This window comes from Propionivibrio sp. (assembly GCF_041441355.1).
In the GTDB taxonomy this organism is placed as follows: Bacteria; Pseudomonadota; Gammaproteobacteria; order Burkholderiales; family Rhodocyclaceae; genus Propionivibrio.
In genome coordinates this window covers 1-23105 of record NZ_JASDTF010000029.1, presented here as the reverse complement: position 1 = coordinate 23105, position 23105 = coordinate 1, and the positions used below count along the sequence as shown (strand labels likewise).

Below are 23105 nucleotides of genomic sequence, written 5' to 3'. Positions count from 1 at the left end.
AGATGAGCCAGCAGATCAACCTCTATGAAGCGCGGTTACGCCCGGTGCGCGAGTGGGCGACGGGGCGCCGGCTGGTCATCGCCGGTACTTGTGCCCTCGTGCTGTGTATCGCCGGTGTGCTGGCGGTGCGCGGGCTCGCCAGCGAGCGGGAGCAGGCGCTGGCCCAGGCGCAGGCGGCGCTTAAGGCTGAACAGGAGCAACTGGCGCAACTCACGCGCCAACTGGCCGAACGCAAGCTGCCGCCGGCCTTGCAAGGCGAACTCGAACAAGCGCGTGCGCTGCTGGGCGCGCGCCGGGAGGTGTTGGGCGTGCTCGACTCGGGCGCCTTGGGCAGCACGCAGGGGTTTGCGCCGGTGTTCGTGGGCTTTTCGCGCCTGGCCTCGGCCGACCTTTGGCTGACCGGCTTTTCGGTCAGCCACGGCGGGGCCGACATTGAAATTCGCGGCAGGATGTTCGACGCCGCACGCTTGCCGGCTTACGTGCAACGCTTGAGCGCCGAGCCGGCCTTCCAGGGGCGTCGCTTTGCCGCCTTGACCTTGCAACGCCAGACTCCGGAGGCCGAAGCGACGGCGGGTTCCGCAGCCGTGCCAATGCCGACAGGCGCGCCCACGGTTCCGGTAGCGACGGGCCCGCGTTTCGTCGACTTCGTGTTGCGCTCGGAGCGGGGCGGTGCGGAGACCAAGGAGGGCGCCGCGCCATGAGAACGCTGTGGGATGCGTGGTTGCAGCGTTTCGACGCACTGGCCGGGCGCGAGCGGCGCTTGATCGGGGGGGCGCTGCTGGGCGGCATCGTGCTGCTCGGATGGTCGCTGGGTTTCGATCCGGCCTTGACTCGCCTGCGCGTGGCCGAACGCGGTTTGGCTGACCTCGCCGTGCAGCGGCCGGCGCTGCAGGCGCAGATGGCCGCCTTGCAAGCGCCGGGGCTGCAGCCGGAAACCCAGGCGCGGGCCGAGTTGCAAGGCTTGCAGCAGGAACTGGCGCGTCTCAACGAACGCTTTGTCGCGCTCGAGAGCACCCTGGTGCCGCCGCAGCGCATCCCGGTCCTGCTCGAGGAAATGATCGGCCGACGCAGCGGCTTGCGCCTCGTCAGCCTGCGCACGCTGCCGGTCAAACCAGTGCTTGAGCCGAAAGGCGGCGCCGGTGCCCCTGCAGCGGGGGCGGCGCTCTACAAGCACGGCGTCGAGCTTCGCCTGGAAGGGGATTATGCCGCGCTGGCCGATTACCTCGCGCGCTTGGAAAACAACGGCCAGAAGCTGCTCTGGGAGCGTGTTGCCTTGTCCGCCGAGCCGCATCCGCGGCTCGTGCTGACGCTGACGGTCTATACCTTGAGCCTGGAGCGGACATGGCTGATCGTCTGAGCCTCGTGTCAGGCCTGCTGGCATGGGCGTTGCTGCTGCCGGCTGGCGCGTGGGCACAGCACGGGGCTCTGGCTGATCCGACGCGGCCGCCGCCCGGCGTTGACAGCGGAGCGCCTGCGGTCGAGGCCGGAGCGTCGCTGTTGCAATCGGTGCTGATTCCGAAGAAAGGCCGGCCGGTGGCGGTGATCGGTGGGCAGACGGTGCCGCTGGGCGGCAAATACGGCGACAGCACGCTGACCGCCATCAACGAGCGCGAAGTCGTGCTCGAAGGGCCGGATGGCGTCGAACGGCTGCGGCTGACGCCGGCAGTCGAGAAAACGATGATCAAGCATCCTCCCGCGCGCAGGGCGCGGGAGTAGGGGAGTTGCAGGAATGAGGAGTGCCATGAGACCGATGTTCAAGCTGCTGTTCGCTCTGTTGATTCTGGCCATGGCCGGGTGCGCAGTGCAGCCGCGCGCGCCGGGCCAGACCTTCGACCGGATCGGCGAGGAAATGCAGGGCGCGGTCGGCAGCCGGAGCAAAGGGACGGACGATGCGCTCGGTCAGGCCATGTTGCCGCCCTTGCAGCTCGATCTGCCGGCGTCGGCGCAAAGCGTCGAGCCACGCTTCGACTTGGCGGTGAGCAATGCGCCGGCGGCGCAGGTGTTCATGGCGCTGGTCAGCGGCACCCGCTACAGCATGCTGGTGGCGCCGGAAGTGGCCGGCAACGTGACCGTTAACCTCAAGAGCGTGACCGTGCGCGAAGCGCTCGAGACGCTGCGTGACCTGTACGGCTATGAGTTCCGGTTTCAGGGCACGCGCATCCACATCCAGCCGAACACGATGCAGACCCGGCTGTTCCAGATCAATTACCTGGCCAACAAGCGCCAGGGGCAGTCGGAAGTGCGCGTGATTTCGAGTTCGATCTCGGCTTCGACGAGCAATCCGACGACGCCGGGAGCCCCGGCGGTGCCGGGCGTTCCGGCCGGCAGCGGGGCGACGAGCACGACGGCGTTGCCAAGCAGCCAGATCTCGACCACGCAGACGGCCGATTTCTGGCGCGATCTGGCGCAGGCGCTGAGCACCGTCGTCGGCACCCAGGACGGGCGCGCGGTGGTGCTCAACCCGGCATCCGGGGTGGTGATGGTCAAGGCCATGCCGAGCGAATTGCGCGCCGTGGAAGACTACCTGCGCATGACGCAGCTGATCGCCGAGCGGCAGGTGATGCTCGAAGCCAAGATCATCCAGGTGCAGCTCAACGAACAATTCCAGGCCGGGGTGAACTGGAACTACTTTGGCGGCGGCGACAACCGTTTCTCGGTCGGTGCCATGCAGCCCGGGGTCAGCCTCAATACCGGCGGCAAGGCCAATTCCGCGAGCACCAGCACCGGTGGCGTGATCGGCCCCGGAATCGGGGTTTTGCCCGGCGCGGGCGGCGCGGCGGCGGCGACCAAGCTCGGCTCGGGCTTCTTCGGCCTGGCTTTCCAGAGCGCCAACTTCGCCGCTTTGCTCAACTTCCTCGAAACGCAGGGCAACGTTCAGGTGTTGTCGAGCCCGCGCATTGCCAGCGTCAACAACCAGAAGGCGGTGCTCAAGGTCGGCACCGACGAGTTCTACGTCACCAACGTCAGCTCGACCACCACCACCACCGGGGCGAGCAACGTGACCACGCCGACGATCACCCTGCAGCCCTTCTTCTCGGGGATCGCGCTCGACATCACGCCGCAGATCGACGGCGAGAACAACATCGTGCTGCACGTGCATCCGTCGATCAGCGTGGTCACCGAAAAGCAGAAGGTGATCGACTTGGGCTCGCTCGGGCAATTCACCCTGCCGCTTGCCAACAGCACGGTCAACGAAACCGACAGCGTGGTGCGCGTGCAGGACGGCAACATCGTCGCCATCGGCGGCCTGATGAAACAGGAACAGGGCGTGAGCAGCAACGGGCTGCCGGGAACGACCAGTTCGGGCGGCCTGGGCCTGCTCTTTGGCGGTCGTTCGAACTACAACAACAAGAGCGAACTTGTGATCCTGATCAAGCCGACGATCATCCGCAACGAATCGAGCTGGAAGGACGACCTGGTCGAGACGCAGCAGCGCCTGCTCGAATACGACCCGCGGCGTTCGCCGGCGCCGCGCCAGTAAGCCGGGCGGAGCATGGAGCGCGCGTGTATCAGAAACATTTCGGGCTGAACGAACTGCCTTTCGGGATCACCCCGGACACGGCTTATGCCTATTCACTGCAGCACCATCAGGAGGCGATCAATACCCTGCTGCTGGCGCTGACGCAGGGCGAAGGCTTCGTCAAAATCAGCGGCGAGGTCGGTACCGGCAAGACCCTGCTTTGCCGGCGCCTGCTGCAGACCTTGGGTGATGAATGGGTGAGTGCCTACTTGCCTAACCCGAGCCTGGGGCCGGACATGCTTCTGCAGGCCTTGGCCGAGGAGTTGGGGCTCAAGGATGCATGCGGCCTTGAGCCTTACCGGCTGCTGCGCCGCGTCAATCACGCCTTGCTCGACTTCGCACGGGCGAGGAAGCGTGTGGTGGTCTGCATCGACGAAGCGCAGGCGATGCCGATCGAGACGCTCGAGACCTTGCGTCTGCTCTCCAACCTCGAAACTGAAAAACGCAAACTGTTGCAGATCGTCCTCTTCGGGCAGCCCGAGCTCGACGAAAAACTGCGCCGTCCTGAGGTCCGACAGCTGCAACAGCGAATTGCCTTCCACTACCGCCTCGGCGGTTTGAAGCGCGACGAGATCGGACTCTATGTTGCGCACCGGCTCTACGTCGCCGGCTACCGCGGCGAAGGGCTGTTTACTGATGCCGCCCTGCGGGCCCTGTTCGAGGCCAGCGCCGGCACGCCGCGCCTGGTCAATATTCTGGCGCACAAGGCGCTGCTCTCGGTGTTCGGCGAAGGGCGTCAGAGTGTCCACCGGCGGCATGTGCGTGAGGCGCGGCGCGATACCGAAGGCGCGCGGCCGATGCGCTGGTGGCGATGGTGGTGACGCGATGAGCCTGATCAATCAGATGTTGCAGGACCTCGAAGCCCGGCGCGCCACCCAGGTCCCGGGGCTGACGCTGCCCAGCGCGGTGCGGCCCTTGCCGGCGCTACGCGAGCCGCGTCGGTCGCGTCAACTGCTTCTGGCCGCAGCGGTGCTGGCGTTGGCGGCGGTGGCCTTGTGGCGCTTCGACGACGTCTGGCCGCGCCTGCGGAGCGCCTTGGCGACTTCCGGCGCGGGGCATGAAGCGTCCTCCGCGCCCCCGGCGTACGCCTCCAATCCTGCTGCTTCTGCCGCCGCAGTGCCTGCCGAGCCGCCGACGCCAGCCGTCTCAGCCCCGCTTGACCCCGTCCCGCTTGCGCACGCGCCGGACAGTGCTGGCGAGCCCCTGCGTCTCTCCGAGCAACTGCAGTTGCAACCTGCAGTGACGACTCCCGCTGCGCCTGTCGCGGCAAGCGGAGCGCGTTCCGAGCGTGGCGAACGCGAGAAAACTCAGCCGTTGGCTTCAGCGTCGCGCGCGAGTGCCGAACGCGCACCGGCTCAGGAGCGTGGGAAAAGCACCGGAAAAGAGAGCGGAAAGAGTGGTAACGCCGAGGGCGGGGCAACGGAGAAAGTCGCCGGGAAGGATGCCCGGCGAGGGGCTGTGGCCGATGCGGCGATCACCCGCAGTGCGGCACAGCCTTCAGCACGTGAACGCGCTGAGGCCGACTATCGTCAGGCGATCGCGGCGATCAACCAGGGGTGGCTCGATGAGGGGGCTAAGCAGTTGCGCGAGGCCTTGCGCCTGGACGCCCTCCATGCGCCGGCCCGGCAGTTGCTCGTGCGCTTGCAACTGGAAGCCCGGCAGACCGAAGCGGCGATGCAAGTGCTGGCCGAAGGGCTTGAAGTTTTGCCGGCGCAGATCGGCTGGGCGATGAGCTTGGCGCGCCTGCACGCCGAGCGTGACGATTACGCCGCAGCTTGGCGCGTTCTCCAGCATTCCGAACCGGCGGCCGGCGCCAACGCCGATTACCAGGGCTTTGCCGGACATGTCCTGCAGCGCCTCGGCAAGCCGCAGGAGGCCGCGCAACATTACCGGCGCGCCCTGCGCAGCGCCCCGGACGACGGCCGCTGGTGGCTGGGCCTGGGGTTGGCGCTGGACGCCGAAGGGCGCACCGATGAAGCGCGCGACGCCTGGCAGACGGCACGACGCAGCGGCAAGTTGTCGCCCGAACTGCAGCGCCTCGTCGAGCAGAAGCTCAGGTAGCGTCGTCAGCCCTCGGTGTTTGCTTCGTCTTGGGCAGCAGGCCGCGAAGCGGCATGAGTTCCGGATATTCGCGCAGCAGGATGGTCAATTGGTGCGCGGCCGTGGCCTTGTAGGCCGGATGGCTGGCGATGGCGCGGTGCAGCGCTTGCTGCGCCTCTTCCGTGCGCCCCGTGAGACCGAGCAGAAACGCGTATTTGTAAGCGATGGCGTCGGCAGGGGAGAGGCGGAGCGCCTGTTCGCCGACGACGATTTTGTCCGCAAGCGCTTCGCGACTGACCGTCATTTGAAAGGCATAGACCAGTTCGACGTAATGAGCGAAGAGCGAGTTGCGGTGCAAGCGGGAAAGCATGGACACGGTGGTGTTCCAGTCCTGTCGTTCGGCTTGCGGTCGGAGTTTCGGGTTGAGGGCGTGCTCGAGGCTGCGGTAATCGCGCCCCAGATTTACCAGCGTTACCGTACCGAGCAGCAACATGCCGCTCAGCACCACTCGGCCGAGGTTGGTGCGTTGAAGGGGCCAGCCGTCTCGACTTCCTGCGCCGAGCAGCAGGGCCGCGATGCCGAGGAAGAACGTGTGCCAAAGCGGGTATTCGAGCTGGCTGTGGATGCCGATGACGAGCAGTATTCCAGCAACCCAAACGCGCGCGCATGTCCAGTCCTGGCGAGCGAAATGCAGCCACCAGGCGAGCGTGGTGCCTATCAAGAGTAGCGCCCCGCCGAGCCCGTATTCGGCGAGCAGGTGCATGACGATGTTGTGCGCGTGTTCGCCGCCGCCGACGTAAGTGTCGGGGTGCTCCCCCGCCAATCGAAAGGCGGTGAAAGGGAATTGCCCGACGCCGTAGCCCAGCCAGGGGTGGTCGGTAAACATGCGCCAGGCGGTATGCCAGAGCTGGAGGCGGATCGAGGTCCCCTCCACTTCACGGAAAATGCGCTCGCCCGCAAGGTTGGTCTGCAGGCTGCTGCTGAGTTGGAGGTGACTGAACAGGAATTGCAAGACGATGCAGAGGGTGGCCAAGCCTGCGGCGGCGCATGCCAGTCGGCGCAAATCCGGGCTTGGTGTGCGGCGCGCTGCCCAAAAGGCCAGCAAGGTCATCGCCGCGGCGTAAAGCAGGACGCTGCGCGACCCCGTCAGGCTGGCGGCGCTGAGGAGTGTGGTTCCGGTGACAAAAAAACTGACCGTGCCCAGCGTGCCGCGGGCGTGGAGGAACAAGGCCGAAACCAGGCCCAGCCACAGGTAGTTGGCAAGGTGGTTGGCCTGGGCGAGGTTGCCGCCGCCTTTGACGTGAGCGAAAACATAATTCGCCCAAGCCAAACCAAGGTCCGGGCTCATGAGTTGGCAGGCAAGCAGGAGGGCGGACAACAGACTGCCGACTAAAAGCGCGAGGGCGCCGGTGACGGCCAGCCGTTCCAGGCTGATGTGGTGGGTGAGCGCTCGGCCGAGGACGAGCATGAGCGTGCCCCAGAGCAGATAGAGCAGCACGAGCAATGCTTGCGTGGTCGATGGCGCTCGGCCGAACGCCAGATGCAACAGGGTCAGGGCGGCGAGACCGAAGGGCAGCAGGGAGATCCGGGGAAGCGAGAGGTGGGCGTAAACCTTGCTTTGCAAAAGGAGCGTTGCGGCCAGCAGCGCACAGGCTGCGGCCGTCCATTCCGGATAGAAGGTTGGAATCGGATGGAAATGATGGGGGTTGAGAAAAGGCAGCGTAAGCATGGCGCACAAAGCGGCCAGGCTGGCGCGGGTGTGCCAGGTGAGGGTTTGCATTGCGGAGGGATGCGTGCTTATGCCGTTGGTGTGGCTGCGATTATGCGGGCGTTCGGCCGGCGACGGAAGCCTGGGTTCATGTGTCCTGCGCCGGCAGGGCGCGCGCCAGGACGAGGGCGTCGACGCGCACGGCGCCGTGCAATTTGAGCGTGCGTGCGGCTTCGTCGAGTGTCGCACCGCTGGTCATCACGTCGTCGACGAGCAGGATGCGGCAGCCGCTCAGGTCGTCGTTGCAGTGAAAAGCGCCGCGCACGTTGCGGTGGCGTGCGGCCAGAGCTTGCTCGGCCTGAGGCGGCGTGTCGAGTCGGCGTTCCAGCAGATCGGTGGCGAGCGGTCGGCCACGAACGGCGGCGAGCGGGCGGGCGAGCAGCACGGTCTGGTTGAAGCCGCGTTGACGCAACCGCGCGGCATGGAGCGGCAAGGGAACGATGCGATCGGCGTCGACTCCCTGTCCGATCCGGGTCAGTTCTTGACTCAACCACGGGGCGAGCGAGAGCCGGTGGCCGTATTTGAAATCCTGAAGCAGGCGGTCGAAAGGATAGGTGTACCGGAAGGCGGCGCGGACGCTGTCGAAGTGAGGCGGAATGCGCAGGCAGGCACCGCAGGCGCTTCCCGTCGGCGAGGGGCGGGCGCAGTGCGGGCAGGCTGGTTGCGGCGCGCGCGGCAGGTCGGCAAGGCAGGCCGCGCAGAGCGGCGTCGGGCCGCGCGTGGCGTCGGCGCAGAGCAGGCAGTCCTGTGCGTGTCCGATATGGTGACCATTACCGATTGCAGCCATCCGCGCGCTTTCAAGTCCTTGTTTCGGGGTAAAATTACTCCTTTCCCGCCGGGTTGGGTACGCTTTTATGCCCCCGGTCTGTTGGCTGGCTCGCGATGCCCGATCGCTGCGCGGTATGGCGTGTGAGCAGCACTTTTCTGCAAGGTTTTACCGATGAATACGATTGCTCCCGCAACGGCCGAAGCCGTGGCAACGACCGCTGCGCCCGCAGCCCCCGCCGCAGCTTCGGCGAAGTGGACCGTCTCGCAGGTCGAGGCGTTGTACCAGTTGCCGCTGATGGATCTCTTGTACCGCGCGCAGCAGGTGCACCGTGAGAACTTCGATCCGAACGAAGTGCAGCGTTCGTCGCTGATTTCGATCAAGACCGGCGGCTGCCCCGAAGACTGCAATTACTGCTCGCAGTCGGCGCGCTACAAGGCGACCGAGCGCGAGGCGCTGATGCAGGTCGAGGATGTCCTCGCTGCGGCGCGCGAAGCCAAGGCCAAGGGTGCGTCGCGCTTCTGCATGGGCGCGGCCTGGCGCGGGCCGAAGGAAAAGGAGCTGGAGGTCGTTACCCAGATGATTCGCGAGGTCAAGGCGCTGGGCATGGAAACCTGCGTTACCCTGGGCATGCTCAAGGACGGCCAGGCCGAGCAGCTCAAGGAGGCCGGCCTCGATTACTACAACCATAACCTCGACACCGACGCCGAGTTCTACGACAAGGTGATCACCACCCACACCCACGCCGATCGCGTCGATACGATCAGCAAGGTGCGCGGTGCCGGGATCAAGGTCTGCTCGGGCGGCATCCTGGGGATGGGCGAGTCGCGCCGCAACCGCGCGGCGATGGTTGCCCAACTGGCCAACCTCAATCCGGCGCCGGATTCGGTGCCGATCAACAACCTCGTGGCGATTCCCGGCACGCCGCTGGCCGAGAAGGACAAGATCGACAACTTCGAGTTTCTGCGCACCATCGCCGCGGCGCGCATCACCATGCCCAAGAGCTTCGTTCGGCTTTCGGCCGGGCGCGAGGTGATGAGCGACGAAATGCAGGCGATGTGTTTCTTTGCCGGCGCCAACTCAATCTTCTACTGCGACAAACTGCTGACCACGACCAACGCGGGTGTGGACCGCGACCAGCAGCTGTTCGAGAAGCTTGGCCTGCGTGCGATCTGATCAGTAACCCCTTGCTGGCTTGAACCCGACGCCCCCCTTCGTCGACGTCCGCCAGGTGCGGCGCAACGCTGCACGCGCCGCCAGAAACTACGCGGACTACGAAGCGGCCGCCGTGCTGCCCCGCGAAATTGCGGGGCGCATGCTGGAGCGGCTCGATTACGTCAAGATCGAGCCGCAACGCGTCCTCGACCTCGGCTGCGGCCCGGGTGCGACGCTCGCTGCGCTGGGCGAACGCTATCCACGGGCGCAGGTGATTGGCGCCGATTTCTCCGAGCCGATGCTGCGCGCCAGCCTGGCGCCGCGCAGCCGCCTGCGCTGGCTGATGCCTTTTTTGCGCGGGGCGAAGAGTGCGCTCGTCGCCGCCGACGCAGCGGCCTTGCCCTTTGCCGCCGGTTCGCAAGGACTCGTCTGGTCGAACCTGCTCCTGCATTGGCTGGCCGATCCGCAACCGGCGCTGCGCGAGATGCACCGCGTGCTCGAAGTGGATGGCTTGCTGATGTTTTCCACCCTCGGCCCGGACTCGCTCAAGGAGCTGCGCGCGTGCTTCCCTGACGGCGCGGCGCGCAGCCTGCGCTTCATCGATCTGCACGATTACGGCGACATGCTTGTCGAATGCGGTTTCGCCGATCCGGTGATGGACGCCGAACGGCTGACCGTGACCTACCCCTCTTTCGATGCGCTGGTGGACGAGTTGCGCCGCAACGGCGCCAGCAACGGCCTCTTCGACCGACCGCGCGGCCTTACCGGGCGGGGGGCTTGGGCTGCGGCACGTGCGAACTACGAGGCGTTGCGCCAAGATGGCCGCTTGCCGGTGACGCTGGAAGTCGTCTACGGCCACGCCTGGAAAGTCGCGCCGAGGAAAACCGCCGACGGTGCGGCCATCGTCCGTTTCGACCCGAAACAGCGTTTGCGCTGACGCGCCCGTTCCGCGGCGGATTCCCCTCTGCCTTTCGTCAGGGCGACCGCGGGGCGCGGATTTGCTATGATCCCGAGCTTGTCGCGCCCGCTGCCGGGGCTATGCTGAAGCCCGGGGCGACGCCTCGCGTTCTCAATCGTTTCGGGAATTCACGCCATGCTGCAGAAACTCGCTTCCTTCCCCGGGATTACCGGCCCTGTGGTGACCATCGTCATGGACGGCTACGGCCTCTCCAAGAGCGAAGTCGGCAACGCCATCGCTGCGGCCAAGAAACCGACCCTCGACCGGCTGTTTGCCAATTACCCGAACATCGCCCTGCGTGCGCACGGCACCGCCGTCGGCATGCCGTCGGACGAAGACATGGGCAACTCGGAAGTCGGACACAACGCCATCGGCGCCGGGCAAGTCTACAGCCAGGGCGCGGCGCTGGTCGCCGACGCCATCGCCAGCGGCAAGATCTGGGAAGGGCAGGCTTGGAAGGACGTCGTGGCGGGCCTTGCGGGGCCGGCGTCGACCTTGCATTTCCTGGGGCTCTTCTCCGACGGCAACGTGCACAGCCACATCGATCACCTCAAGGCGCTGGTCACGCGTGCCAAGGCCGAGGGCGTGCGCCGCGTTCGCCTGCACATCCTGCTCGACGGGCGCGACGTGCCGGAAACCAGCGCGCTTGACTACATCGAGCCCTTCGAAGCCTTCCTTGCGGGCTTGAACGGTGCGGACTTCGACGCGCGCATCGCCTCCGGCGGCGGGCGGATGAAGATCACCATGGACCGTTACGACGCCAACTGGAAGATGGTCGAAGAAGGTTGGAAAACGCACGTGCTCGGCGAAGGCGTTCAGTTCGCGAGTGCCGCCGACGCGGTGCGGGCACTGCGCGAGCAGTTCCCGGGCACCATCGACCAGGACCTGCCGGCCTTCGTCATTGCCGAGAATGGCCAAGCACTCGGCCCCATCGTTGACGGTGACAGCGTGGTGCTCTTCAACTTCCGCGGCGACCGCGCGATCGAGATCACGCGCGCCTTCGAAGATGCTGCGCTCGACAAGTTCGATCGCGTGCGTTTGCCGCGCGTGACCTACGCCGGCATGCTGCAGTACGACGGCGACTTGAAGCTGCCGCGCCGCTTCCTCGTCGATCCCCCGGCCATCCAGGACACCATGGGCGAATGGTTCGCCAAGGCCGGAATCACTCAGTTTGCGTGTTCGGAGACGCAGAAGTTCGGTCATGTGACCTACTTCTGGAACGGCAACCGCTCGGGCAAGTTCGACGGCGAAACCTACTGCGAAGTGCCGAGCGACGTGGTGCCCTTCGAGCAGCGGCCGTGGATGAAGTCCGCCGAGATCGCCGACGCGATGATCGAGGCCCTGCGAAGCGGGCAGTACCGCACGTTGCGATGCAACTTCGCCAACGGCGACATGGTCGGCCACACCGGCAGTTTTCGCGCCGCGACGATGGCCGTCGAGGCCGTCGATCTGGCGTTGGCGCGCATCTTGCCGGTGATCGATGCGATGGGCGGAGTGGCGCTGATCACGGCTGACCACGGCAATGCCGACGAAATGTACGAGGTGAACAAGAAGACCGGCGCGCCGGCAACCAACAAGGACGGCTCGTTCAAGGCCAAGACCGCGCACACGCTCAACCCGGTGCCGCTGATCCTCTACGACAACGTCACCGGTGGCAAGCTGGGGCTGAAAGCCTTGCCGGGGGCCGGGCTTTCGAACATCGCCGCAACCACGGCCAACCTGCTTGGCCATGAGAAACATGCCAAGTGGGACGAGAGCGTGCTCGAAATCCGCGCCTGAGCCTGGATGCGTGCCGGCGTTGCCGGTGCCGCAAGCAAAAATGCCGATCCTGCGGGGTCGGCATTTTTGCATTGAGCCTCAGCCGGTGATGTATTTTTCCATCTGGCCGATGATGAACTGCTGCTGGCCCAGGAGTTCCTTGACCACGTCGCCGATCGAGATGACGCCGACGACATTCTGCTCGGCGTCGAGGATGGGCAGGTGGCGGAAGCGTTTTTCGGTCATCAGCGCCATGCATTCCTCAAAGCTGGTGTCGAGGCCGACGTAGCAAACCCGCCCGGTCATCACTTCGCTGACCTTGGTGTTGCGCGAAGCCTTGCCTTGAAGGATGACCTTGCGCGCGTAATCGCGCTCGGAGAACACCCCGACGAGTTTCCTGCCGTCGAGGACCAGGAGCGCGCCGACGTCGTATTCGGCCATGATTTCCAGGGCGCGCAGGACGGACTGTTCAGGGCTGATGGCCGCGAGCTTGCGCGGCCGGCTGTCGATGAACTGCTTGAGCGTTCTCATGGGACTCCCTTCGTGCGTCGGACGACCGGAAAGGGCCCGCGCGCCAAGCGGCGTGCGGGAAGCGAGCGGATTCAGAACGCGTTTAGCGCAGGCCGGCGATGTAGTCGGCAACCGCCTTGATCTGACGGTCCGACATCTTGTCGGCGATGGTGCGCATCATGCGCTCAGGATCGTTGGAGCGCTCCTCGGCGCGGAAGTTCTTCAACTGCTGGACGGTGTATTCGGCATACTGTCCTGCGAGGCGCGGGTACTGCGACGGCAGGCCTGCGCCGGCCGGACCGTGGCAACCGGCACAGGCCGGAATGCCGCGTTCGAAGTCGCCCTTGCGCCAGAGTTGCTTGCCGACTTCGACGAGCTTGGGGTCGGTGGCCGCCGAAGGCTTGATCTTCTGCTTGGAGAAATAGAGCGCGATGGCGCTCATGTCTTCCGGCGAGAGCATCGAGGCCATTCCGGCCATGATGTCGTTGGGCCGGGCTGCAGGCTTGCCGTCGCCGGGTTTGAAGTCGGCGAGCTGCTTGTGCAGGTAGTCGGCGCCTTGGCCAGCCAGGTTCGGGTAGGCCGAAGTCGGGCTGTTACCGTCGGGGCCGTGGCAAGCCGCGCACACCGTTTCCGCGGTCTGTTTTGCCTTGGCGAGGTCGGGCGTGGCCGGGCTGCTGTCGGCCGCGAAGGCGGTCAGGCTGCCGGTCAGTAGAAGCGCGAGGGCCGCGGTGCGAATCATGTACAAACTCCTGTCAATGAGTCAGGGTCCGGAGAAGGCACTCTCCAAACCTGTTATTCTATAGCACTTCAGGCTGGCTCCAAGCTCGCCGTGCAACTGCCCATCCGCCATGCCCGTATTCAATAAAGCCGAATTTCTGACCACCGTCGCGCGTCTTGACGATCTTCCTCTCGATGCCTTGCGCGAGGTGGCCTTCGCTGGTCGTTCCAACGCCGGAAAATCGTCGGCGATCAACACGCTCGCCAACCATACCCGGCTGGCCTTCGTCTCGAAGACCCCCGGCCGTACCCAGCACCTCAACTACTTCCGCGTCGCCGACGGGAAATTCCTCGTTGACCTGCCCGGTTACGGTTACGCCAAGGCGCCCGAGGAGATCCGCGCCCAGTGGGAAGGGCTGCTCGCCCCCTACCTGCGTTATCGATCGCCGCTGGTCGGTCTGGTCGTGATCATGGATTGTCGACATCCGCTGACCGACCTTGACCTGCAGATGCTCGAATGGTTCGCGCCGACCGGCAAACCGATCCACGTTTTGCTCTCCAAGGCCGACAAGCTGACCCGCCAGGAGCAGGCCGACGTGCTGCGCGAAGTCGGTGCCGTACTGGCGCGGCTGGGCGAACACTGCACGGTGCAGCTTTTCTCCAGCCTCAAACGGACTGGCGTTGCCGAAGCCGAAGCCGTTCTCGGAGCCTGGATGGACATGGCGGTTCAGCCCGATCTGCCGCCGCCGTCAGCGCCGCGGACGGAAAAGCAGGCCCGCCCTCGCAACCGCAAGGCCATCGGCTGGAGCGCGCGGAGCGCAGGAGGGCGGAAAACGAAAGTTTGAAAAGTGGGAGAGGCCGCCCCATCCATCATCCAGTTTGTGGCCTAAAAAACAAAACGCCCCCGGCCAAGGGATAAGCCGGGGGCAAAATGCCTTACCTAGACGTAAGGCGCCCGCTCAGGGAGATGAAGCGGGAGACGGCGTGCACCATCTGCAGATTGAGAGTCGATCCCATTTGATTAGTTCCCGGCGCGTCGCATTTTGCGCCCGAGGGCGATGGAAACTCGCCCGCCAAGGAGGATAAGGATGAGTACTGGCGCAGGTTTTCCTTCGACGCGGATGCGGCGCATGCGTCGCGACGATTTTTCACGCCGCCTGATGCGCGAGACGCGGTTGAGCGTCGACGATTTGATCTACCCGGTGTTCGTCTTGGACGGCGAAGGGCGGCGCGAACCGGTTGCCTCGATGCCGGGCGTCGAGCGGCAGAGCCTCGATCTGCTGCTCAAGACGGCCGAGCGGGCCTCTGCGCTGGGCATTCCGGCGCTGGCCCTGTTTCCGGTGGTCGATGCGGCGGGAAAAACCTGGGGGGCGGAAGAGGCCTGGAATCCCGATGGCCTCGTGCCGCGCGTCGTTCAGGCCTTGAAGCGCGAGTTTCCCGAGCTGGGCGTCATCACCGACGTGGCGCTCGACCCCTACACCGCGCATGGCCAGGATGGACTGATTGTCCGGGATGATCCGCGGGCCTACGTGCTCAACGACGAAACCCTCGAGGCGCTGGCGAAGCAGGCACTCACCCACGCGCAGGCCGGCGCCGATGTGGTGGCGCCTTCGGACATGATGGACGGACGGATCGGACGGATTCGCCACGCACTCGATGCCGACGGGCAGATTCACACCCGCATCCTCGCCTATTCCGCCAAATATGCCTCCAGCTTCTACGGGCCTTTCCGCGATGCGGTCGGTTCGGCGGGCAACCTCGGCAAAGGCAACAAATACACCTACCAGATGGACCCGGCGAACAGCGACGAGGCGTTGCGTGAGGTTGCACTCGACCTTGCCGAAGGCGCGGACATGGTGATGGTCAAGCCCGGGATGCCTTACCTCGACATCGTCCGTCGGGTGAAAGAAACGTATCCGGTCCCGACCTTCGTTTATCAGGTCAGCGGCGAATATGCGATGCTCAAGGCTGCGGCCATGAACGGCTGGCTCGATGAGCGCGCGTGCGTCCTGGAAAGCCTGCTGGCTTTCAAGCGCGCCGGGGCGGATGGCGTGCTCACCTATTTTGCGCTCGACGCGGCCGAAGCTTTGCGCGCCGACGGTTAAGTCCGCTGCGCTGGCCGGAGCAGGCTAAAGTCGCGGGGCATTTTGCCGTGTACCCAAGCAGGTGTGCGTCCCGGAAAAAGCCGGGTTGCCTAAATAAAAAATACGATACGTGGAAATAGGTTTAGGGGGAGGGGGAGACCGTGTTCAAGCAGTTGCAAATCGGGATGCGCCTGTATCTCGGGTTCGGGGTCGTGATCGTCCTCACGGCCGCATTGGCGGTGTATGCCATTCTCAATATGCCGGGTGGAGAGCGGAATTACATGCTCTGTGCCTTGGCCGCAGTCGTGGCGGGCGGCGGCATTTTCGCTTGGCGACTGACGCGCAGCATCGTTCGGCCCTTGCAGGATGCGAAGCATCTGGCCGGCGCGATTGCGATCGGTAACCTCAACGTCGAAATCGAGGCCGGCAGCGGTGATGAGATCGGCGAATTGCTGGCCGGGATGCAGCAGATGAGTCTCAAGTTGCGCGGGGTGATCGCCAACGTGAAGATCGTTTCTGACAGCGTCGCGCTGGGCAGCCGACAGCTTTTCTCGGCCTCCGACGAGTTGAGCACCGGGGCTGAGTCGCTGACGCAGAAGATTGAAGAGATCGTCGCTGCCATGAACCAGGTCTCGGCAGCGATTGCCGATGTCGCCAATCATGCGGCGAGTTCGGCGGCGGCGAGCGAACAGTTGCTGGAGAGTGCCGAGCAGGGACGGGCGGCGGTGGCGACGACGGCGTCCGACATGGAACGCATCGCACAGGTGATCCAGTCCGCGGCTCAAACGATGAGCGAACTCGGGCAGAGTTCGGCGCAGATCGGGCAGATCATCGGCGTGATCAACGACATCGCTGGTCAAACCAACCTGCTGGCCCTCAATGCGGCGATCGAAGCGGCGCGGGCTGGCGAGCAGGGGCGAGGATTCGCGGTGGTGGCGGATGAGGTGCGCAGCCTCTCCGAACGGACCAGCCAGTCGACCAAGGACGTGACCTCGCGGGTGCAGGACATCCAGCGGGCCTCCGAGAGTTCGGTGAGCGCGATCCGGCACGGCAGCGACGAAGTTGGCAAGGGCGTGAGCCTGGCCCAGCAGGCGCGTCGTTCGCTCGACATGATCGTCGAGACTTCAGGACAGAATGAAGAGAAGGTGCAGAGCATCGCCAGTGCGACCGAGGAACAGTCCTCAGCGGTCGGCGAGGTGACGCACAACCTCGAAGGCATTGCCGAGATCACTCGCGGTTCGCTAGCAGCGAGCCAAAGGATCAAGACCTCCGCGGGCGACCTGGCCAAGCTTTCGTCGGAATTGCGTGGCCTGATCGCCTTCTTCAAGGGGACGACGGCCGAGGCCGAGGCGTTGGTGCGGCGCGCAACCGCGCACATCAAAGCCGTCGGGCGCGAACGGGCGTTCGCCGATCTGAGCGACAAGAAGGGCGATTTCGTCAATCGCGACCTGTTCGTCTTCGTCTATGACCTGCAGGGGCGCTGCCTTGCGCATGGGCGCAACAGCGAGAAGATCGGTGAAAACATGCTCGACTTCAAGGACCCGACCGGCAAGTACATCGTCAAGGAACGGATCGAGATCGCGCGCACCCGCGGGCGCGGCTGGCAGGAATACAAGTCGGTTGATCCGACGACCAAGCGCCTCGAGAACAAGGCGGCTTACATCGAAGTCTGCGATGACCTGATCGTTGCCGCAGGCGCGTACAAGTAGCGTCGGACCTTAGCGGAGCAACGCGGCCGGTCGAGGTTCTGGACCGGCCGTTATTTTTTAACGCGCCGGATTCGGCGTGGCGCGCGGGCTGCGCCACCAGCCCCGCGTCGCCAGTTCGACGTGGCGATGGAAAAGTGCGCCAACCGCGAGGCTTGCGCCCCAGGCGAGGACGATTCCGAGCAACTGCAGCCAGGGCGTGTGGGGGACGAAGCGTTCGAAGACGCCGTTGACCACCAGGCAGACCGGGAAGTGGACGAGGAAGACGCTGTAGGAAACCTTGCCCAGCCAGCCGATCAGCGAGGACGATGGCCAGGCGGCCAGCCGCGGTTGGAAGCGGGAGAGTGCGAGCAGCAACGCGACGACGAGCGCCATGGCGATGCGCGAGCGGAAATCGAGCGCCAGGGCCGCGACGGCGATGGCGACGGCGAGCAGGAATTCGGGCGAGACGCGGCCAGGACGTACCCCCCAGTAGGCCATCGCACCGAGACCGTAAGCGCCGACGAAGTAGATCGCCCAGTTGTCGAGGCTAGGGGCGCGGTTGAAAACGAAGAGCGAGGCTGCAAGCAAGGCCATGACGAGCGCACGCCCGAGGCGGGCGGCCTGCGCGGGAAGGTGGGCGGCGCGGGCGGCGAGCCAGAGCGTGAGGCAGAGCAACGCGTAAAGCTGGAAGTCGATGCCGATGTACCAGACGCCGGCCGAGAGGCCGTCGAAGCCGAAGTGGCCGTGCAGCAGCACGAGGTGGGTGAGCAGTTGGCCGAGGCTTGGCGCCTCGGGGATGGAGTCGTGCGCCATCAGCTGGCGGGCAATGGCGGCGCCGACGAGGGCGAGTGCAAGCGCGGCAAGGTAGGGCGGGACCAGCTTGAGAAAACGCTTGCCGAGCAATTGTCCGAGCGGGCGGGCAACGAGCGTCCCGTCGCGGGCCAGGCTTTGTGCGGCCAGGAAGCCGCCGACGACGAGGAAGGTTTGCACCGCGACGCGTGCGTACTGGGACAGCCAGGCGAAGAGTTCGGGCGCCAGCGGCGCGGCGTAGTCGGACATCGGGCCGTAGAAGGCCAGGTGATGCAGGACGATGATCTGGGAGATGATCGCCTTGAGGGCGTCGATGAGGGCGTGGCGGGGTTCGGAGCTCATGTGGAGGCGGGTTGGGGCGGGCTTTGACTCAGGCAGGCGACGAGCAGGATCGGCCATTGTTGCGGCCATTGTGCGGCCGGTTCGCGGACGAAGCCGCTCTTGGCGTATTGCTGCCAGCGGCCGACGACGAAGCAGAGCAGGGCGTTGGACAGGGCCGCGAATTCGGCGTCCGGGGCCAGCTGCTGCTGGGTGGCGGCGACGCGCAGCGCCTGCTTGAGCGCGGCTTCGATCTTGTCGTGCAGCAGGTTGATCCGGGCTTGCAGCCTTTCGTTCTCATTGACCAGCGCATCGCCGATCAGGACGCGGGTCATGCCGCGGTTGCGCTGCGCGAAATTGAGCAGCAGCGAGAGCATGTGTTCGACTTGGACGAGGCCGTCGCGCTCGTCCTCGGCGATCCGGTTGATGACCCCGAAAAGGCTGGTCTCGATGAACTCGATCAGGCCTTCGAACATCTGCGCCTTGCTGGCGAAGTGCCGGTAGAGCGCGGCTTCCGAGCATTCCAGCTTGGCCGCCAGGGCAGCGGTGGTGATTTTCTCCCCCTTGGGCTGCTCGAGCATGCTGGCCAGCGTTTGCAGAATCTGCAGTCTTCTTTCGCCCGGTTTTGCCATGAGCATCGTCCTGTATGCGTTTGTCAGATTTGAAGGGCCGTCGCCGATTATAGCCTGCCGAGGTGGGCGGGCAAGTCGAGCAGCCGGGTGACCCTGACGTCGGTACAGGCGGCGCGGCGCGTACCCGGAGCGATCCAGACGGTTTTCATGCCCAGGCGCTTGGCGGTCGCCAGATTGGCGCGCGTGTCTTCGACCAGGATGCATTGCCGCGGTGCGAGGCGTTCGCGCTGCAGCAGGCGAAGAAAGGCGCCGGCATGCGGCTTGGGCAGGTAATCGAGTTGCTCGATGCAATAGACCTTGGCAAAGCAGTGCGCAATGCCCAGTCCGCCCAGCACCTGCTGGACGTACGCCGCGGGGGCGTTGGAGAAGATGATCTTGCGCCCCGGGAGACGCTCGAGCAGGGCGGCGAGGCCGGGTTCGGCGATCAGGTGCGCGCGTAGCTCGGGGATTCGGTGCGTTTCTTGCAGAAAGTGCGCTGGATCGACGCCATGATGGCGCACCAGTCCTCGCAGGGTGGCGCCGTAGCGACGCCAGTAAAGGGCGCGCAAGTGGTCGGCAGTGGCCTCGTCGACGGCCAGATGTTCGCGGATGTAGGCCGTCATCGCCCGGTCAAGGTGCGGGAAGATGCGCGCCTCGGCGTCGTGTAGCGTGTTGTCGAGGTCGAACAGCCAGGTGCGCTGACGGGGCATGGTGGGGAAGAATCCTGGGCAGAAGAAGCGCAAGGCCGCCGGAACGGTGTGTTCGCGGCGGCCTCGGGCGAGGTGTCCTTCGTGGTGCTTAGGCGTTCTTGATCATCGTGCCGAAGCCGTGGTTGGTCAGGATTTCGAGCAGCAGTGCATGTTCGACGCGGCCATCGATGATGTGCACGCTCTTCACCCCGTTACGCGCGGCGTCGAGCGCCGAGCCGATCTTGGGCAGCATGCCGCCGTGCAGCGTGCCGTCCTCGACCAGCGCGTCGATCTGGGTCGGGGTGACGTCGGTGATCAGCTTGCCGGCCTTGTCGAGCACGCCCGGGGTGTTGGTGAGCAGGATCAGCTTTTCGGCCTTGAGCGTTTCGGCGATCTTGCCGGCGACGACGTCGGCGTTGATGTTGTAGGTTTCGCCCTCTTCGCCGACGCCGATCGGCGCGATCACCGGGATGAAGGCGCCGGCTTGCAGGTGGCTGATCAGCGAGGGGTCGACATGGGTGATGTCGCCGACCATGCCGATGTCGATCAGGTCGGCGTGGTTGTCGCGGTTCTGGAGCAGCAGCTTCTTGGCGCGGACCATGCCCGCGTCTTTGCCGGTGAGACCGACGGCTTTGCCGCCCGCCTGGTTGATGAGGTTGACCACGTCCTTGTTGACCTGGCCGCCGAGCACCATCTCGACGATTTCCATCGTCTCGGCGTCGGTGACGCGCATGCCCTGGATGAATTCGCCCTTCTTGCCGACGCGGGTCAGCAGGTTCTCGATCTGCGGGCCGCCGCCATGGACCACCACGACGTTCATGCCGACCAGTTTGAGCAACACCACGTCGCGCGCGAAGCAGGCCTTGAGGCTTTCGTCGACCATGGCGTTGCCGCCGAATTTGACGACGATGGTCTTGCCGTGGAAGCGCTTGATGTAGGGCAGGGCTTCGGCCAGGATGGCGGCCTCTTGCGCCGGCGAGAATTGGGGAAGGGTCATGGTCGGGCTCCTCAAGAAGATGCGAAATTTTACCTGCCGGGCGCGCAAATAAAAAGCCGATTCCGGCGTGCGGCGCGTGTTGGGGCCGGGTTCAGAGGCCGGTGCCGGTGGGCGTTTCTTCCGCCGCGCGTAGGTGGCGATTCGCCGTGCCAGGAACGAGACAGGGCGGGCGTTAGAGCAGCGCTGGACGCCTTATTCGGTGGGCTTTCCGTGCCGGCCCTGAGCGAGGGCGAGAATGGCGTCCCGATTGCTCCAGGAGAAGCAGCGGGGGGCTGCGTCTTGCCAGGGGAGCCAGCCGTAGTTCGAGTGCTCGTTGGGCGCGAGCTGGATCGCGCAAGGGGCCGGAATTTCCAGCGAGAACACGTGTTCGGTGTTGTGGGTGACGCCCGGGGCGTAGCGGTGCCGCCATTCGGGGAAGATTTCGTAGACGTTGGTCTGCTGCCAGTCGCGCAGCGCGGCGTCGGGAAAGGTCAGCCCGGTTTCTTCCTGCACTTCGCGGCGTGCAGTGTCGCGCAGCGTTTCGTCGTATTCCTGGCTGCCCGTGACCGATTGCCAGTAGCCCGGATGCGCGGCGCGCTCGAGCAACAGGATCTGCAGGTCGGGCGTGTGGATGACGACGAGGACGGAAACCGGGCGCTTGGGGGCGGTCATGCCACGGTCGGCAAGGCGGCGAGGCCGTCGGCGCGCAGGTCGTAGAAGACCCAGAAGGGCACACCGTCTTCGCGCCAGTAGTCGGCCGCGTCGGCAAACACCGCGTTGAGCGCGGCGAAGGCGCTTTCGTCGGCGTGCAGGCGGTCGGCGCCGCGGATCAGGAGGACGTAGCCCGGCGCTTCGTGCCAGGAAAAATCGGTCAGGCAGTCGTGCAGCGCGTCGAGGTTGTGGCCGTACCAGTCGGGGAAGGCGAGGGCGCGACCGATTTCGCTGAGTGCGGCATCGAGGTCGGCCGCGTCGCCGAGGTCAACGGCGTACTGAGCATAGCCGAGGTCTTGCGTCGCCTGTTCCAGCTGGGCGCTGCCGCTGTGCGGCAGGTGATAGACCCCGGCGTGCTCCGGGTGGGCGAGCAGGGGCTCCAGACTGCGTGACGGTCGGTCGGTAGCGCTCATTGCCGAATCCGGCGGAAACTGCCGTAGTGATCGTCGGTGTAGTAGTACTCGCCCGAGGTGGCGACATCTCCGCCGCGGCCTTCGCCGGCGACGATGCGCCGGGCGCCGCGATCACGGCTGCCGGGGGTCGGGACGGTATATTCGCGGTAGTAGCCCTTGGCCTGCATGGGCAAGCGCTTTTCCCGATTGCCGAAGGTGCTTCCGTCCTTGCGCGGATACGGGAAGGGGCCGCCGCGTTGGATCAGGGCCAGGGTTTGCTTGGCTTCGGGCGGTAGTTCGGCGAGTTGAACCGTCGGGTAAGTGTCGGCGCGCAGCGCCTCGCGCGCCAGCGCGTTCGGACCGAGTGGCCCGAATCCGAGCAGCGCGGCGAGCGCGAGGAGGGTGACGAGGCGCAGCGAGGCGGCCCAGCGCAGGACGGTGCGCATCGCGGCTTAGGCCTTAGCGACGTCGACCTGCGTTTCGACTTTCTGGCGCAGGCGGATGTGCAGTTCGCGCAGTTGCTTTTCGTCGACCGGGCTCGGGGCGTCGGTGAGCAGGCATTGCGCGCGCTGCGTCTTCGGGAAGGCGATGACGTCGCGGATCGATTCGGCACCGGTCATCATCGTCACGATGCGGTCGAGGCCGAAGGCGATGCCACCGTGCGGGGGCGCGCCGTAGCTCAGGGCGTCGAGCAGGAAACCGAACTTGAGACGGGCTTCGTCCTCGTCGATCGCGAGGGCCTTGAACACCTGCTGCTGGACGTCGGCGCGGTGAATCCGCACCGAGCCGCCGCCGAGTTCCCAGCCGTTGACCGCGAGGTCGTAGGCCTTGGCGAGGCACTTGCCGGGATCGGTGGCGAGCAGCTCAATGTGCTCGTCCTTGGGGCTGGTGAAGGGGTGGTGGCAGGCGACCCAGCGCTTGTCTTCCTCGTCGTAGTCGAACATCGGGAAGTCGACGACCCACACCGGCTCCCAGCCCTTGCCGTTCACGTGGCCCTTCTCGTGGCCGATCTTGACGCGCAGGGCGCCAAGGGCGTCGTTGACCACCTTGGCCTTGTCGGCGCAGAAGAAGAGGATGTCGCCGGTTTCGGCACCGGTACGCGCCATGATGGTCGTGAGCGAGGCCTCGTCGAGGTTTTTGACGATCGGCGACTGCAGCCCGGTTTCGTTGATCTGGCTGGCGTCGTTGACTTTGATGTAGGCGAGGCCCTTGGCGCCGTAGATGCCGACGAACTGCGTGTAGCCGTCGATCTCGCCGCGCGTCATGCTGGCACCGCCCGGAACGCGTAGCGCGGCGACGCGGCCGGTATCGCTGTTGGCAACGGTGGCGAAGACCTTGAACGGGACTTCGCGCACGACGTCGGTGATCTCGGTGAGCTCAAGCGTCACGCGCAGGTCGGGCTTGTCCGAGCCGTAGCGGCGCATCGCTTCGGCGTAGGTCAGGCGCGGGAAGGGATTCGGCAGGTCGGTGTCGATGGCTTCCTTGAAGACGCGGCGGATCAGCTCTTCCATGAGGCCGGTGATTTCGGCTTCGTTGAGGAAGGAGGTTTCGATATCGACCTGGGTGAATTCGGGCTGGCGGTCGGCGCGCAGGTCTTCGTCGCGGAAGCACTTGGTGATCTGGTAGTAGCGGTC

The 23105-nt window shown here is 65.5% G+C and carries 24 protein-coding genes; 12 read left to right on the top strand and 12 right to left on the bottom strand.

Annotated elements, in window-relative coordinates; all coding sequences use genetic code 11:
* The first annotated feature begins 2 nt into the window (after positions 1-2).
* Genes QMB55_RS11355 through QMB55_RS11330 form a run of 6 tightly spaced genes read left to right on the top strand, consistent with a single transcriptional unit; the run spans position 3 to position 5581 of the window.
* Positions 3-701 carry a PilN domain-containing protein gene (locus QMB55_RS11355; RefSeq protein WP_497588822.1) on the top strand — a complete coding sequence of 233 codons (699 nt, stop codon included), beginning with the start codon at positions 3-5 and terminating at the stop codon, positions 699-701.
* Positions 698-1357, top strand: a complete 660-nt coding sequence (locus tag QMB55_RS11350) for a hypothetical protein (RefSeq protein ID WP_497588821.1) — start codon at positions 698-700, stop codon at positions 1355-1357. Before QMB55_RS11355 ends, QMB55_RS11350 begins: the two co-directional genes overlap by 4 nt.
* Positions 1342-1716, top strand: coding sequence for a hypothetical protein (locus QMB55_RS11345; protein ID WP_497588820.1), 375 nt, complete (start codon positions 1342-1344; stop codon positions 1714-1716). The genes QMB55_RS11350 and QMB55_RS11345 overlap by 16 nt, the downstream gene beginning before the upstream one ends.
* Before the next feature lie 25 nt (positions 1717-1741).
* Entirely contained in the window at positions 1742-3481 is a 1740-nt protein-coding gene (locus QMB55_RS11340; RefSeq protein WP_497588819.1) for a secretin GspD/PilQ domain-containing protein, read from the top strand.
* A 23-nt stretch (positions 3482-3504) separates the two neighbouring features.
* Entirely contained in the window at positions 3505-4341 is an 837-nt protein-coding gene (locus QMB55_RS11335) for an ExeA family protein (protein ID WP_497588818.1), read from the top strand.
* 4 nt (positions 4342-4345) lie between these two features.
* On the top strand, positions 4346-5581 hold the full coding sequence (locus QMB55_RS11330; protein ID WP_497588817.1) for a tetratricopeptide repeat protein: 1236 nt from the start codon (positions 4346-4348) through the stop codon (positions 5579-5581).
* Here the strand turns inward: QMB55_RS11330 and QMB55_RS11325 are convergent.
* Together QMB55_RS11325 and QMB55_RS11320 are read right to left on the bottom strand one after the other, a co-directional pair.
* Entirely contained in the window at positions 5574-7340 is a 1767-nt protein-coding gene (locus QMB55_RS11325) for a PglL family O-oligosaccharyltransferase (RefSeq protein WP_497588816.1), read from the bottom strand. The two genes, QMB55_RS11330 and QMB55_RS11325, sit on opposite strands and share 8 nt — an antisense overlap.
* Before the next feature lie 76 nt (positions 7341-7416).
* A complete protein-coding gene (locus tag QMB55_RS11320; RefSeq protein ID WP_497588815.1) occupies positions 7417-8115 on the bottom strand; it encodes a ComFC family protein in 699 nt (232 codons plus the stop codon).
* Between the two features lie 153 nt (positions 8116-8268).
* Between QMB55_RS11320 and bioB the strand changes: the two genes are divergently transcribed.
* The 3 genes from bioB (at position 8269) to gpmI (ending at position 11986) form a co-directional block, all read left to right on the top strand.
* Positions 8269-9270: a biotin synthase BioB gene (gene bioB / locus QMB55_RS11315; protein ID WP_497588814.1), complete on the top strand. Its 1002-nt coding sequence runs from the start codon at positions 8269-8271 to the stop codon at positions 9268-9270.
* Positions 9271-9289: 19 nt separating this feature from the next.
* Positions 9290-10186, top strand: coding sequence for a methyltransferase domain-containing protein (locus tag QMB55_RS11310; RefSeq protein ID WP_497588813.1), 897 nt, complete (start codon positions 9290-9292; stop codon positions 10184-10186).
* A 156-nt stretch (positions 10187-10342) separates the two neighbouring features.
* The gene (gene gpmI / locus QMB55_RS11305) at positions 10343-11986 is read left to right on the top strand and encodes a 2,3-bisphosphoglycerate-independent phosphoglycerate mutase (RefSeq protein ID WP_497588812.1); all 1644 of its coding nucleotides are present in this window, start codon (positions 10343-10345) and stop codon (positions 11984-11986) included.
* Positions 11987-12064: 78 nt separating this feature from the next.
* Here the strand turns inward: gpmI and QMB55_RS11300 are convergent, their stop codons facing one another.
* Together QMB55_RS11300 and QMB55_RS11295 are read right to left on the bottom strand one after the other, a co-directional pair.
* The gene (locus QMB55_RS11300; protein ID WP_497588811.1) at positions 12065-12496 is read right to left on the bottom strand and encodes a CBS domain-containing protein; all 432 of its coding nucleotides are present in this window, start codon (positions 12494-12496) and stop codon (positions 12065-12067) included.
* 82 nt (positions 12497-12578) lie between these two features.
* Complete coding sequence (locus QMB55_RS11295) at positions 12579-13214, bottom strand: c-type cytochrome (RefSeq protein ID WP_497588810.1); 636 nt, start codon at positions 13212-13214, stop codon at positions 12579-12581.
* A 109-nt stretch (positions 13215-13323) separates the two neighbouring features.
* Between QMB55_RS11295 and yihA the strand changes: the two genes are divergently transcribed.
* The 3 genes from yihA (at position 13324) to QMB55_RS11280 (ending at position 16985) form a co-directional block, all read left to right on the top strand.
* Positions 13324-14037, top strand: a complete 714-nt coding sequence (gene yihA, locus QMB55_RS11290) for a ribosome biogenesis GTP-binding protein YihA/YsxC (RefSeq protein WP_497588809.1) — start codon at positions 13324-13326, stop codon at positions 14035-14037.
* A gap of 243 nt (positions 14038-14280) precedes the next feature.
* On the top strand, positions 14281-15297 hold the full coding sequence (gene hemB, locus QMB55_RS11285; RefSeq protein ID WP_497588808.1) for a porphobilinogen synthase: 1017 nt from the start codon (positions 14281-14283) through the stop codon (positions 15295-15297).
* 140 nt (positions 15298-15437) lie between these two features.
* Positions 15438-16985: a methyl-accepting chemotaxis protein gene (locus QMB55_RS11280; protein WP_497588807.1), complete on the top strand. Its 1548-nt coding sequence runs from the start codon at positions 15438-15440 to the stop codon at positions 16983-16985.
* 57 nt (positions 16986-17042) lie between these two features.
* Here the strand turns inward: QMB55_RS11280 and QMB55_RS11275 are convergent, their stop codons facing one another.
* From QMB55_RS11275 to aspS, 8 genes are all read right to left on the bottom strand, one after another.
* A complete protein-coding gene (locus QMB55_RS11275) occupies positions 17043-18116 on the bottom strand; it encodes an acyltransferase family protein (RefSeq protein ID WP_497588806.1) in 1074 nt (357 codons plus the stop codon).
* Positions 18113-18724, bottom strand: coding sequence for a nucleoid occlusion factor SlmA (gene slmA, locus QMB55_RS11270; protein WP_497588805.1), 612 nt, complete (start codon positions 18722-18724; stop codon positions 18113-18115). Before slmA ends, QMB55_RS11275 begins: the two co-directional genes overlap by 4 nt.
* Positions 18725-18771: 47 nt before the next feature.
* Positions 18772-19413, bottom strand: coding sequence for a pyrimidine 5'-nucleotidase (locus tag QMB55_RS11265; RefSeq protein ID WP_497588804.1), 642 nt, complete (start codon positions 19411-19413; stop codon positions 18772-18774).
* 88 nt (positions 19414-19501) lie between these two features.
* Positions 19502-20389 carry an acetylglutamate kinase gene (gene argB / locus QMB55_RS11260; protein ID WP_497588803.1) on the bottom strand — a complete coding sequence of 296 codons (888 nt, stop codon included), beginning with the start codon at positions 20387-20389 and terminating at the stop codon, positions 19502-19504.
* 192 nt (positions 20390-20581) lie between these two features.
* The gene (gene nudB / locus QMB55_RS11255) at positions 20582-21040 is read right to left on the bottom strand and encodes a dihydroneopterin triphosphate diphosphatase (RefSeq protein WP_497588802.1); all 459 of its coding nucleotides are present in this window, start codon (positions 21038-21040) and stop codon (positions 20582-20584) included.
* Entirely contained in the window at positions 21037-21492 is a 456-nt protein-coding gene (locus QMB55_RS11250) for a barstar family protein (RefSeq protein ID WP_497588801.1), read from the bottom strand. Before QMB55_RS11250 ends, nudB begins: the two co-directional genes overlap by 4 nt.
* Complete coding sequence (locus QMB55_RS11245; protein ID WP_497588800.1) at positions 21489-21917, bottom strand: guanyl-specific ribonuclease; 429 nt, start codon at positions 21915-21917, stop codon at positions 21489-21491. The genes QMB55_RS11250 and QMB55_RS11245 overlap by 4 nt, the downstream gene beginning before the upstream one ends.
* 6 nt (positions 21918-21923) lie before the next feature.
* Positions 21924-23105, bottom strand: a 1182-nt coding sequence (gene aspS / locus QMB55_RS11240; RefSeq protein WP_497588799.1) for an aspartate--tRNA ligase, incomplete at its 5' end; no start/stop codon positions are given.